We start from the raw sequence: 13,068 nt of genomic DNA, 5'->3' as shown, positions 1-13,068 counted from the left end.
CAAGGGATAGCACTCAAAGGGACAATAACTGAACCGAGGGCTAACCGGTACGGGGCAACAAAGAAGCAGAAGGCCAATCACTTCATTGTGATTGGCCTTCTGCTTTTTATAATTTCTATTACTTAGTAAATAAGTTACACAGCACCTGTGCCATTTCCGCTCTGGTTGTGCCGTCGGTCGGAGAGAGTTTATCGTCGCTGCCGGATATTGTTCCAGTCTCCACAAGGAGTGTCATGGCATCCTTTGCCCAAGACGCTATTTGGGAAGCATCCGAGAAATCTGAAAGTTTCTTGTCAGCTCTTCCTTCGGGGAGTTCGCCAATCGCTGTCAGCGCATTGTATAGCAGGGTGAACATTTCCTGTCGAGTGATTTCCCTGTCGGGAGCGAACAGGTTATTTCCAATGCCATTTGCAATGTCAAGCCGCTTAGCTGTCGCTATAAAATTCGTATAATAGGTGTTACCTGCGTCTGCAAAATTATCTACAGGGTTTGCGTCCGGCTCGATGCCGTATGCTCGCATCAGCATCACGATAAACTGACCGCGGGTTAAAGATGCATCAGGACTAAAATTCCCATCCCCGGTGCCTGTGGTGATGTCCCGTGCTGCAAGAAAGGTCACTGCACTCTCATACCAAGCACCTGCAGATACATCCTGAAAGCTGATAGGATTGTAGCCAATGACAAAATTTGAAAAATGTGAAGTTTTAAAGGTTACACTCTTTGTTGCATTATCATAGTGCCCTCGCATCCTAACAAGCCTTCCACTGTCACTGAGATACCAGATGACAATAGCATGAGGATGTTCATTCATCCCTAATACATACGGAATATTAACCGTTGCGTGCCCACCGTTAAAATTAGAAATTGTCTTGCCAGCGCCTGTGACCGTGAAATCATAAACGGGGCGTGAACCGACCAGTGCCTTCTGGGCTACCGACAGTTCGGTTGCAGGCACCTGGCGCACCATCAGTACCACATCACCAGAGCCGGCCGAAGTTCCAATTGTATCCATAGCCTTTTTATCAAAGACTACTGCGGCTAAATGTGCATCGACAGCAGCTGGTTTGTCGGCATTATTTACTTTATTGAAATCATCGTTCTTAATGACAACCTGTGTACCTCCGTTTGTTTGAGTCAGGATGCCTGTGACAGAGACCTGACCGTCGGATGTTGTTACGGTAGTTTTAGCCCCTGTGTCAGCTGATGTGCTACCACCGCTACCACCACTACTACCATTGATAGGCGGACTTACCGGTTTGTCGGTCACCGTGAATGTCAAGGTAAGCATATTTGAGACAACTCCACCGAGATCCTGAGCATAATACCTCAAAGTATGGCTTCCCGATGCCAAACCCCCCTTGAGAGGAGATAATGTCATATTTTGTGTATCCGGAGCACCGGGATAGGTCCAGACAACACTAAATTCTGCCCCATCCAATGAGCTATATATCTTTGTACCCGATGTATTCTCTGCATCTGAGACTGTAATGGTATATGGATAATTTTCCCCAAAGTAGACGGTGTTGTAGCCCCAGTTTGAGGTGATAACGGGAGCCTGATTAATAAGCGTATTCTCAAACTCGGCAGTTACCGTTACATTGTCCGGAGGCATTACAAAGCTCGTACCTGTGATGGAATGGTTGTTTCCGTCGTTGTATTTCAGCGTCCCTGCCTTGAGTTGTTTTCCGGTATCTGGAGTAATCGTAAGATTGATGTTGGTTCCGGGTGTTGCTGACGTCGGACTTGCTGTAATCATTCCACCGGAAAGTGTTCCTATGGTGACAGTATAGCCTCCCTGTGGAATTTTAACCCTCACGGTGTTGTCCTCAGCATATGGAGGAGCAGTAGGAGAAACTGTAGTATTGGAATATACTAGATAGTCTCCGAATATCTCATAGTCGTTTTTGCTGATATCCAGATTATCCAGTTTCAGGTATGGTGATGCACCAAGTATACTCCCATTTATCGTTACCGTACCACCATAGAATACACTTACTCCAAAACCGGTGTTTACGGTGATATCACCATTTATCGTAACATCCGGGGAGACCGGTGGCGATCCTGAAGCTGCAATATATCCGGTTACATCTCCGGTGATTTGAATATCTGCATCATTACTTACACTTACAGCTACACCTCCTGTTCCAGTTACGTTTCCTGTAACTGTTATAGTCGGAGGATCCCATCCGGCGATTGCATTTGCGCTAATGGCGTGGTCACTGCCTGTAATGTCTCCTTCAACCGTAGCAATTCCACCGTATTCTGACACAAGCGCCCGGCTGCCGGAGACATTTCCTTTTACATTGACCGAGCCGCTGTAGGCTGAAAATGCTCCGTAATAGGAACCGTCTACATTACCAGAAACCGTAATAACTGCTCCACCCTGGGCATAAATTCCTGCCATGTGCCCAAATGCACTGCCGGTAAGATTTATTGTACTGCCAAGGCCGTCTGCATAAGCTCCAATTATGTTTTGATAAGAGCCTGCACCAGCTGGTAATGATGCTGTTAAGCTTCCTTTGATATTTACCTTCCCTCCTGATACTGCGTTGACACAATGCTTATATTCCCCAGAAGAATTTACAGTTACCACTCCACTACCGTCTTCGTCCAGAATATTTAAAACTCCATTGTTTTTAGCTTCCAAAGCATGACCTGCAACACCGGACACAGTCAAATTAAAGCCATTTAAGTCAATATCTACGTTCTTAGCGTCAGCTGTAATCCCATTGGAGTAGTTGATGTCTGATATGAGAACAATGGTATCTGTGTCATTTGCTGCAGCCAGAGCACCCGCAAGTGTCGGGTAACCGATTGAGCCGATCTTAGCTACGTTCGCCGCAACATTGTTCGTCACCTCCTGATTGGCAAAAGCCGTCAGCATTCCTCCATCGGCCGCCGCAATGGTGCCCGGTGTGTAGTCTACCGTAACAGCCTGACCATATACAATCGGTGTTGTTAACGTCAGCTCAATAGTTTTTGTGTCTGTTCCAAGGGTAGCCGCCGCAACTGCATTGCCACTCCCGCCGGATACTACGCTAAACTGTTCATGTTTACCAGTGGGATCTGCCATAGCCTTATTAAAGCTCAAAATAATTTTTGAGCCATCGGCATTTGTCATGGCGTTTTGGAGAACAGGGGCTGTATAAATGTCACTTCCTGCAAGTGGTATTAATTTGAATTTTACTATCTTATTATTGGCATTTGTTTCATAAACGGCAAGATATCTATTTGTAATTGGATCCACACCAGAAATATCTGCCCCTTCCGTATATGGATCAATAATCCCCACACCTGTTGGAGCTATACTGTGTAAGTCAACATTGCTTATTGTTGAGGAAGATATTTGAACTACAAGATGATTGCCTGATCCAACTGTGGCTGTCACCTTTGTGCTACCCGCCACGGTTCCAGGTGCTACTGATGCATTAAGCATTTCTGCAGGGGTAGCAGTTATAGTCACGTTTGGCGAATTGTTGATATTGATTTGACCCGATAAGCTGTTATAAATTTGACAGCCATTAATTGTAACATTTCCTGTAGAATTATTGATATATAAACCATATTGTGCATTATCATAAACAGCACTATTAGAAATACTCACAGTTCCGGTGACACTTTCGATTCTGATTCCTCGAAGTAGACTATGAGCCAGTTCGCAATTGTCTATGTTGACATTACTACCTCCATTTATTGCAATCAGACTATCATTGCCCCAACCACCCCAACTACCACCACCATACCTGACTACGCAGTGACTCAAGGTAGCAGTGGCAGAGCCGTTATATCCAAGCAAGATATAAGTCCAGCCTCCGGGAGCAGGACTCGAATCAGAGCCGTCGCCGTTGGTATCACCGCCCACTGTGTCATCCCTGAAATCAGTAAAATAGATTTCATTTCCAGTTGTGCCGGATGCATTCAAAGTTCCATCTACTAAGAACCTCACCCCTGGCTTGATCTTTACGACGACACCCGGATTTATGGTCAATGTTACTCCTGGTTTTACATAGGTATCTCCAGTTAATACATAAGGGAAAGGTGTATCCCATAAAGTATTATTGCTTATCTCTCCATCTAACACCCATATCCCTTCAACACCTGAATTGTTTGAAGCAATGCTTGTGCCCGCTGCTGTTGCACCAAGCCCAATGCTTCCTTTAGTATTGTCAGAAAAAGTATTACCCGAAATGTTGCTCGGTAATGCGCTTCCTTGAACATAAAGTCCGTACTGCCCGTTTCCACTAAAAGCATTATTCGTAATGGTAGGAGTACTGTTTTTAGTAAAGAGACCATTGTCCACATTATCGTGTAAGGTGCTATTGGAAATGCTCACAGTTCCGGTGGCATTTTCGATTCTAATTCCTCGAAGTAGACTATGAGCCAGTTCGCAATTGTCTATGTTGACATTACTACCTCCATTTATTGCAATCAGACTATCATTGCCCCAACCACCCCAACCGCCACCACCATACCTGACTACGCAGTGGCTTAAGTTAGCAGTGGCAGAACTATTATAGCCAAGCAGCATATAAGTCCAGCCGCCGGCAGCAGGACTTGAAGCATCGCCGTCACCGTTGGTATCGCCGCCCACGGTGTCATCCCTAAAATCAGTAAAATAGATTTCATTTCCAGTTGTGCCGGATGCATTCAAAGTTCCATCTACTAAAAACCTAACCCCTGGCTTGATTTTCACGATGACGCCGGGATTGATGGTCAATGTTGACCCTGGTTTTACATAGGTATCTCCGTCCATTACGTATTGATTATCTGCTGTCCAAGTTATATTTCCTTGAATTTCACCAGAAATCAGAACAATATTACTATCCGCATATGCAGTTATTGGTACCGACACAAACAACGATACCATCATTGCGGCTGTCAGCATCCATGAAATTGCTTTTTTACGCATGTTTCTCTCCTCCTTTATACTCACAGGTAATGTTGATATTCATGGATTCTTTCAGATAATTTATAACTTCCGCAAGAGAACAACCTTCCTCAAGGATACCGGAGTACAGTTCATTTCGGACCTGTATCTCCAGCCCCGGGAGACGCCCATCCGTTAGTGTGACAGATAGAATATCGCCCTCTGAAAGAACAATAATCCCCTCGCCACCCTCCTGAAGCGGAATAAGCGATAGACTTCCTTCTTCCGCTTTCAGCCGATACGGCTTCATCTCAAAAAATCCGGTCTTAATCCGTGCCAGAATCTCCATGTGCATCACCTCATATTCAGTATAGGGAAAAGCTACCTATTAGACAATATGGGGGCACAATCTGGCAATGACAAAATAGTGGCACAAATCATGCCACTATTTATTGCAATCCAGCCGGTAATCTGCTATTCTGAATGAAAGGGGGAATTGCCGTGACTTTTGCCGAAAAACTTGACTTTCTTATGAATATTACCCAAACCTCAAACAGCGCGTTGGCTCACGCTGCAACGCTGGATGCCTCATATATCAGCCGCTTACGTACCGGAAAACGGCTCATGCCCAAGGATAACCACTTACTACAGGGTATGGCTACTTTCCTTGCGCGTCAATTCAAAGAAGACTACCAGAAAAGAGCCTTGCTTGATGCCCTGAAGCTGATGAATCTGCCAGGCGACAGCAGTTTGCTTGCCGATGAAATTATCCGTTGGCTGGTACAGGATGGGGAAAACAGCACTCAACAGGTGGGGCGGGTTTTGAGTTCCCTTTCCGGTATGGCCAATCATTCCGAGCAGGTTGGTCAGTCAGATGATTCTAAACCCTATTTTCCTGAAGAAGCTGTCTCCATTTATTATGGCATCGAAGGTAAGCGCAGGGCTGCGGAATATTTTCTTTCCGAAGTCGCCCTATGTGAATCCTCTCAAACTTTGCTTCTTTTCAGCGATGAAGGAACCGCATGGATGACAGAGGATCCTACATATGCCCGTAGGTGGGCGGAGCTAATGATCCGGGTTCTCTCTCGCGGCAATCGAATCAAGATCATTCACACCGTCAGCCGGGATCTGGATGAAATGCTCAACGCCATCAATCAGTGGATGCCGCTATATATGAGCGGACTGATCGAGCCGTATTTTTACCCCAAAAAGCGAGATGGCATTTTCAAACGGACATTGTTCATCGCGCCGGAGACAGCGGCGGTCATTTCAAATTCCGTGGGTGATCAGGCTTCCTCTGCTGCAAATGTCTTATACCGTGACCGGGATGCCGTTGCATCCTTCGCCGAGGAGTTCCTGCAATACCTGCGCCTCTGCCGCCCACTAATGCGGATTTTCACCGCCAGAGAACGGGAGGAATGCTACGCCACCTTGGCCGAGTTTGAGCATGGGCAGGCAGATACGCTGATTAAGACGGAGTCGCTTTCTCTATTGACCATGCCCGAACCTCTCCTTATGCAGATACTCAAGCGATCCGGTATGGATGAGTATGGCGGCAGTTCTCTCCATGATGCGCGTTATCAATGTTTTCTGGAGAATTTACAGTCAAACCACTTTACCGAGCTCATCTCACTGCCGGATGTTGAAGCTGTGAAAAGCGGAAGCGTCAAGGTATCCCTGTCAGATATGCTGGGTGCGGGGGCAGTGTACTACACACCAGAGGAGTTTATCGACCACCTGGAGCACATTCTTGCACTGCTTGAATCCTTTGAAAATTACCACATTCATTTGATCGACAACTCAACGGAAGACCGTTATACCGTCTACGCGCGGGAGGAGCTCGGCGTCATTGTAGCGAAAACCTCCCAACCGCCGGTTGTGCTGGCTATCAACGAAGGTAATATGACCGCCGCGTTCTGGGACTTCCTGAAAAGCATGCCTGACGAAAAGACATATAGAGCAGCGAAAAACGTTGATTCTATTGCAGTACTGCGGAAATATCTTGCCGAGTTGGCAGGCTATACTGTTGATTCGGTGCAGTAGCACAAGGATGACGCTTTGATCAGCTATCCAAAATGTCCGAAACAGGTTCCCCCCCCAAGTTGAGAGGGATTACATCATACGTAAGAAAGAAGATGGGTGCCCATGTTGGACACCCATCTTGTCGTTCAATCGTTTCTCGAGTAACAATAAAGAAGAATGATTGACATCTTAGCTGTTTTTATCATCCGAAATCATCCTTACCATATTTTCACCGCAAATCATTCCCTGCTTATATTCCTGCCGTGCCTTGGATGCCATACTGGTCCAAGCTTTAAACTCAGTCTCGGTCAGCTTATTCGTCTGAAACTCGCTGTCCCAAGCATCCATGCGATAGAAGCGAGAATACATGCGGTTGTAGATTCGCTGAAACTCCTGCAGATAAATGTCGGCCTCCACATTCTCATGAAACCTCTTCTTTGCACCAAGCTGTTTGCAGGTACGGCCGTTTTCAAAGATGCGGTCACAGTAATCTCGTTTGCGTTTATCCGCAAGAACGAAATATCGGTCACACAGTCCGCAACGCTTGATGCGGATACCCCTCTTAACCATTTCCATAAATTCCAGATAAAGCATTTCCTCCAAGCTTTGTATGGCAAAATACTGCCACATGCTCACCGAGTGTTCGCTATCCCGATGAATGTCCTGGAGAACACTTTTGATATCAACATCATTGGGATCATTGAACTGAATTATCCTTTCGGCATCAAATTTTCCCCTTTCCATCGGTGCAACGCTGTACATGGAACGCAAAATGTGGTGTGTGAAATCTGGATGAAGGTTGCAAAACATTACATACCGTTCTGGTAAGGTATATTCAGACAGCACCTCATTGCTTAAACAAAATTCAAGTGCCTCGGCATAGACGGCTTGCAAATTAATGTAGTACTGAAAAATAAAATTGGCGTAACCTGCTTTTTCATCTTCTGGTCTGTCACAATTATAAAAGTTACGCAGCAAGTCTCCATTCAAAAAGAAATGGGCATAGCTGTGCTTTTCTTTCAGTAGATCCACGGCTTCCCAGTATATCTTTTTCATATCTTCAAGATTGGCATTGGTGACCTTTACGGTTTCCAGTGCCTTTATTTTTTCCATCGCAGCTGAAAAGTCAAGCTCACAGAAATCCACAATGCCTGTCCCTATATCACCAATCTGCTGAAACGTGGAATGCCCGGCATCGTGGAGAAAAAATACATTCAGCTTATTGGTACTGTCGGTAAAAACCTTGGCAAAAGGATAGGTAATCTCCATATGCCCTCCTTGTAAAGAATAGAATTAGACGAAATAAAATTCTTTCAATTCACGATATAAGAATATCACAATCTTTTCTACAATGAAAGCACCAAAAAGAAAAGTGAGGTGGGTATAAAATGCCAAAGAAATTAGAAACCATAGATGCGGAAACGCTGATGACCACACCCATGGATCCACTGAAATTTATAGTCAGCAAATTGATACCGCAGGGGCTGCATATCCTTGCAGGCTCACCGAAAATCGGAAAGAGCTGGCTGGCGCTCTGGATTTGCCTGCAGGTGGCAAAGGGAGAAAAAGTCTGGGGGCTTGAAACGCTGAAGAGCGAGGTCTTGTATCTCTGCTTAGAGGATAGCTTCTCCCGAATTCAAAGCAGGCTGTTTGAAATCACCGATGATGCGCCGCCAAATTTGCACTTTGCCATTATGAGTGATGCCATCGGTAATGGCTTAGAAATTCAAATTGAGAATTTTCTAAAGGAGCACCCAAGCACGGGACTGATTGTCATTGACACTTTGCAAAAAGTTCGTAAAACTGTTTCATCAAATGTAAATCCCTACGCAACAGACTATGATGACATCAATTCCCTCAAGCAGATTGCAGATCGAAAGAAGCTCGCCATGGTTCTAGTGCATCACCTTAGAAAAGCCACAGACAGCGATCCTCTCAATATGATTTCCGGCACAACAGGAATTGCAGGCGGGGCAGACACAAACTTCGTGCTTCAAAAGGACAAGCGCATCGATAATACTGCAAAGCTTATTTGCACCGGCCGGGATATCGAAGATCGGGAGTTATTTCTTGAATTTAATAAAGAAAGCTTTGTGTGGGAGTTACTTTCTCCTGTGGAGGCAGCCGGGCAAGCGGTGGACGAGGTTATTTTTCTTCTCTGTGATTATATAAAATCTGCCATCACATTTACAGGTACAGCTACAGAGCTGGCAGAGCAGCTAAAAATATTCGGCGGAGCGGACTATCTCCCTGCGGTTCTGAAAAAGAAAATGATCAAGCACATGGACTTTCTAAAGCAAAACAATGTCCGCTACTGCGAAAACCGCACCTTTGAAAGACGGGAATTCACCCTCTGCTATGACGGAAATGACAGCATGACGGCAGAAGCCAGCCCCCGGAACTTGCCGTCTTTGCCGTCAGCACTGTCAGGGATGGACAATTCCCTCGCTGTCGCCCCTTGTTTGCCCCTGTGTGATCCTTTGGAGGGCAAAGTGGGATAAATACACCCTTGTCAATAAAAAACGAACTGTGGGGAGATGCTGACCAGATTAAAAAACTCTAATTTATAGGTGAAAAGTCGGGGATTGAAGCTACGGAAGCCCTCCCTTGGGAGGGGCAAGCAAAGCGTCCGGCTATACGCCGGTCGCTTTAGGCGGGGCGCTGCCCCACACCCCGAGCGACGAAAGGAGCGTTACATGAAAAAACAGAAGGATAAAACCTATGCATTCAGAATTAGTTCGGCTGACCTGAAAAAGATAAAATCTCAAGCCAAACGAGCGAAAATGACCGTTACAGATTATCTGACCTCCTGCGCCTTGGATAAGAAAATTACTGTTATTGATGGCCTGGATCCTGTGCTTTCTGAATTAAAGGCCCAGGGACGAAACCTCAATCAGCTGACCATTCTCTCCCACCAAGGCAGAAGTTATCCCAGCCAGATTGAAAAGCTCACCGATGCCTACGGCGATATTTGCACCGAATTAAAAAAGTTGTTGGAGGCAGTATGATGGCAACCTTCACAAGAATTAAAGTAAAAAAGCAGTCCTGCGGACGGATGCTGGGCGCACTCTCCTACGTGATGCAAGGGCACAAAGTAGGCTTTGAAGGTAGCAGGGTGGAGAGCGGCGTCAACTGTCTCCCCTATACCAGCTACCTTGAAATGATGACTACCAAGGAGAAATTCAAGAAAACCGGTGATGTGTGCTTCTATCATTTCGTCCAGTCCTTCTCGGATAAGGAGAACATCACGCCATGGCAGGCTAACGAGGTAGCAAAAGAACTTGCCGAAAAGCTGTTCCCTAATTACGAGTGTGTAGTGGCTACCCATAACGATACAGACAATCTCCACTCCCACATTATCGTCAATTCGGTAAGCTTTAAGGACGGCCGTAAGCTACATCTGCCGCCCACCTCCATCCAAGAAATGCGGCAGGTCAATGATGAAATCTGCATGGCGCACGGCTTTTCCGTACTGGAGCCTTATGATGGCAGAAAGAAAAAACGCAGGCTGACACCCAGCGAATACCGTGCCGCGGAGCGTGGGGAGAGCTGGAAATTTACGCTCATTAAGGCTATTGAGGAAGCCCTTCTCTATTCGGTTGATAAGGAAAGCTTTATTCAGAACATGGAATATGAAGGCTACTCCGTCCGCTGGGAACACCACAAATATATTCTGTTCACCACCCCGGAGGGCAAAAGCTGCCGTGACCGCAGCCTCCACGATGAAACCTATCTCAAGGAAAACCTCGAAAAGCTGTTTGCCTACCGAGCTGAACATGGCTTTACCCCACTGACCCCCGAGCCAGCCGAAGGCTGGATGGGTCAGATAGAGCGGACAGGGAGTCTGGCAAGCGACATCCTATCACTGGGCAAAAATCTTGAGAACACGGTCAATGTTTCGCCGCCCATTCCGCCCCAGACTTGGACAGACAGCAAGCGGCGTCAGCGGGAAGCCCTGAAAAAACTGGCACAGGGGCATAAGCTTTCCGGAGAGCAGGAGCAGGAGCAGAAATATATACAGACCATATAACCCCTATAAAGGAGAAAGGAACACTATGGATAGAGAACAAAAAATCGCACGCCACTATTTAAACACCGGCATTCTCGGCGCCTACGAAACAGCTGATGTTGCCCACGAAGAAGAAGCAAACGGAAAGCTCGCTCCCTGCTTTGATGATGCCACTGTGTTTTTTGACACTGACCAAACCATTGCACAGCGCACCATGGTGATAGAGGAACGCCGCTTTCGTATCTGCTCAGTGTTTCCCGCAGATACCGACTGTACACCAACGGATAAGCTGCTGGGGCTGATTGACAGTGAGCTGAAAAAAGAAGCGCATATTGCATAACTGCGATAGACTTGCGGCAGCCGGTGCGGTATGATGTGTAGTACCGTACCGGTTTGCCTCAAGAATAGGAGGATTTACTATGGCAAACCAAGAAAGATATACAATTTTATATGCAAGACTTAGTCAAGAGGATGACATTAAGGGCGACTCCAACAGCATCGTTAACCAAAAACATATGCTGGAGAAATACGCACAGGAAAACGGCTTTTGCAACACGAAGTTCCTATATGACGACGGATTTTCCGGCACCAACTTCAACCGGCCTTCTTGGAACGAGGTCATGGCTCTGGTTGAAAATGAACAGGTGGAAACCCTTATTGTCAAAGACCTGTCCCGTTTAGGCAGAGAGTATTTGGAGGTTGGCAGACTGACCGAGCTGGTATTCCCAAGCTGCGGGGTCCGCTTTATTGCCATCAATGATGGTGTGGACTCTCTGTATGAGAGCAGCAATGATTTTACGCCCATGCGCAACTGGTTCAACGAGCTCCATGCGAAAGATTCCAGTAAAAAGGTGCGTGCGGTGAAGCGAATGCAGGCGGAGCGTGGTGAAATCCTTGGCGGTAGGCCACCCTATGGCTATCGTAGGGATGAAACGGTGCGCAAGGGCATCGTTCCTGACGAGGAAGCCGGAGAGGTGGTCAGACGCATCTTCGGATTATGTGCCGCCGGAAAAGGCCCCAATCAAATCGCCCGGGTTCTTACCCAGGAACAGGTGCTCAATCCGACCAATTACTATTACCGCAAGACCGGAGCATCACACAAGTCGCTGGATACTGCCATGCCCTACCGCTGGACGTCAAGTTCTGTGACCGCCATCTTGAACAACAGAACCTACCTTGGGCATATGCCGGGATTGCGGACCACCACGCTGTCCTACAAGAACAAGAAGGCTGTTTACCATGATGAGTCTGAGCAGATCTTAGTCGAGAACACGCATGAAGCATTGATTACACAGGAGCAGTGGGATATGGTGCAGGAGCTTCGCCAGCGTAAAAAGCGTACACCTAAGCAGATGGATGAACCGAATTTATTCTCTGGCTTGGTGCACTGCATCGACTGCGGAAAGCCCCTCGTCCTTCATCGGGCGCACACGATGGAGGCGGTCAAAAACAACTTCATGTGCTACACCTACAAGAAAAGGGGCAAGGAGGTCTGCTCCTCCCACTACATCCGGGAGCGTGATCTGGTTCAGATTATCCTTGACGACCTGCGTAGGGTAACCCACTTTGCCAGACAAAAGGAAGCTCTCTTCGCAGAATACATCAACCGCAAAAACTCGGTGGAGCTTCGCAAGGAGATGAACAGTCTGCAAAGAGAGCTGGATTCGGCAAGGCGCAGGGATGCGGAGCTGACTTCACTATTCAAGCGTCTTTATGAAGATAATGTGCTTGGACGTGTGACCAACGAGCAGTTCCGAATGCTGTCTGCCGATTACAATGATGAACAAAAGGCACTGCGGGATGCAATCCCTACCAAGGAGGCAAGGCTGCAAAAGCTGATGGACTCCGCATCCAATGTGGAGGCTTTCATCGAAAAGGCCAAGCGGTACACGGGGATACGAGAGCTCACCCCAGAAATCCTGCGGCTCTTCATCTCAAGGATTGAGGTGGGTGAAAAGAGCACAAGATACTCCCGCACCGCCGAACAAAGTGTCCGGATCGTCTATCGGGATGTAGGCATCATGGACAGTGTAGAGCAGGTCACCACAGAGGATGCAGAACCTATGGAACAAGAAAACATTGCGTAACAGCACAAGGCGGACAGCTTACGCCATCCGCCTTGTACATATGAACCAAGGTTCACAATTTGTCCCTTTGAACGAGAACAGAA

General features: G+C 46.9%; 9 protein-coding genes. 6 read left to right on the top strand and 3 right to left on the bottom strand.

From position 1 onward, the window contains the following. Nucleotides 1-118: 118 nt before the first annotated feature. Nucleotides 119-4,909, bottom strand: coding sequence for an S-layer homology domain-containing protein (locus ACUM6F_RS12240; protein WP_445349410.1), 4,791 nt, complete (start codon nt 4,907-4,909; stop codon nt 119-121). After that, nucleotides 4,902-5,216 (bottom strand): hypothetical protein, encoded by a 315-nt coding sequence (locus ACUM6F_RS12235; protein WP_445349409.1) that lies wholly within the window; start codon nt 5,214-5,216, stop codon nt 4,902-4,904. Before ACUM6F_RS12235 ends, ACUM6F_RS12240 begins: the two co-directional genes overlap by 8 nt. Nucleotides 5,217-5,368: 152 nt before the next feature. Here ACUM6F_RS12235 and ACUM6F_RS12230 point away from each other — a divergent pair, with 152 nt between their 5' ends. Next, on the top strand, nt 5,369-6,910 hold the full coding sequence (locus ACUM6F_RS12230) for a hypothetical protein (RefSeq protein ID WP_445349408.1): 1,542 nt from the start codon (nt 5,369-5,371) through the stop codon (nt 6,908-6,910). A gap of 168 nt (nt 6,911-7,078) precedes the next feature. Here the strand turns inward: ACUM6F_RS12230 and ACUM6F_RS12225 are convergent, their stop codons facing one another. After that, a complete protein-coding gene (locus tag ACUM6F_RS12225) occupies nt 7,079-8,158 on the bottom strand; it encodes a DUF6076 domain-containing protein (protein ID WP_445349407.1) in 1,080 nt (359 codons plus the stop codon). Nucleotides 8,159-8,277: 119 nt separating this feature from the next. On the opposite strand from ACUM6F_RS12225, the gene ACUM6F_RS12220 reads away from it, so the two are divergent. The 5 genes from ACUM6F_RS12220 to ACUM6F_RS12200 all read left to right on the top strand — a co-directional run bounded on the left by ACUM6F_RS12220 (nt 8,278) and on the right by ACUM6F_RS12200 (nt 12,985). Continuing rightward, nucleotides 8,278-9,390, top strand: coding sequence for an AAA family ATPase (locus tag ACUM6F_RS12220; protein WP_445349406.1), 1,113 nt, complete (start codon nt 8,278-8,280; stop codon nt 9,388-9,390). A 195-nt stretch (nt 9,391-9,585) separates the two neighbouring features. Then, on the top strand, nt 9,586-9,897 hold the full coding sequence (locus tag ACUM6F_RS12215; RefSeq protein ID WP_445349405.1) for a plasmid mobilization protein: 312 nt from the start codon (nt 9,586-9,588) through the stop codon (nt 9,895-9,897). Further along, nucleotides 9,897-10,919, top strand: coding sequence for a relaxase/mobilization nuclease domain-containing protein (locus tag ACUM6F_RS12210; protein ID WP_445349404.1), 1,023 nt, complete (start codon nt 9,897-9,899; stop codon nt 10,917-10,919). The genes ACUM6F_RS12215 and ACUM6F_RS12210 overlap by 1 nt, the downstream gene beginning before the upstream one ends. 25 nt (nt 10,920-10,944) lie before the next feature. After that, nucleotides 10,945-11,238, top strand: coding sequence for a hypothetical protein (locus ACUM6F_RS12205; protein ID WP_445349403.1), 294 nt, complete (start codon nt 10,945-10,947; stop codon nt 11,236-11,238). 79 nt (nt 11,239-11,317) lie between these two features. Further along, nucleotides 11,318-12,985 carry a recombinase family protein gene (locus tag ACUM6F_RS12200; protein WP_445349402.1) on the top strand — a complete coding sequence of 556 codons (1,668 nt, stop codon included), beginning with the start codon at nt 11,318-11,320 and terminating at the stop codon, nt 12,983-12,985. Nucleotides 12,986-13,068: the final 83 nt, after the last annotated feature.

It is taken from the genome of Desulforudis sp. DRI-14 (assembly GCF_052618305.1).
Note: the sequence above shows the minus strand (reverse complement) of the source record. Positions and strands in the feature narration are given on the sequence as shown.

Coding starts and splice junctions, on each gene's coding strand:
- ACUM6F_RS12225 (WP_445349407.1), bottom strand. CDS start 8,158: ATGGAGATTACCTATCCTTTTGCCAAGGTTTTTACCGACAGTACCAAT.
- ACUM6F_RS12235 (WP_445349409.1), bottom strand. CDS start 5,216: ATGGAGATTCTGGCACGGATTAAGACCGGATTTTTTGAGATGAAGCCG.
- ACUM6F_RS12240 (WP_445349410.1), bottom strand. CDS start 4,909: ATGCGTAAAAAAGCAATTTCATGGATGCTGACAGCCGCAATGATGGTA.
- ACUM6F_RS12220 (WP_445349406.1), top strand. CDS start 8,278: ATGCCAAAGAAATTAGAAACCATAGATGCGGAAACGCTGATGACCACA.
- ACUM6F_RS12210 (WP_445349404.1), top strand. CDS start 9,897: ATGGCAACCTTCACAAGAATTAAAGTAAAAAAGCAGTCCTGCGGACGG.
- ACUM6F_RS12205 (WP_445349403.1), top strand. CDS start 10,945: ATGGATAGAGAACAAAAAATCGCACGCCACTATTTAAACACCGGCATT.
- ACUM6F_RS12215 (WP_445349405.1), top strand. CDS start 9,586: ATGAAAAAACAGAAGGATAAAACCTATGCATTCAGAATTAGTTCGGCT.
- ACUM6F_RS12200 (WP_445349402.1), top strand. CDS start 11,318: ATGGCAAACCAAGAAAGATATACAATTTTATATGCAAGACTTAGTCAA.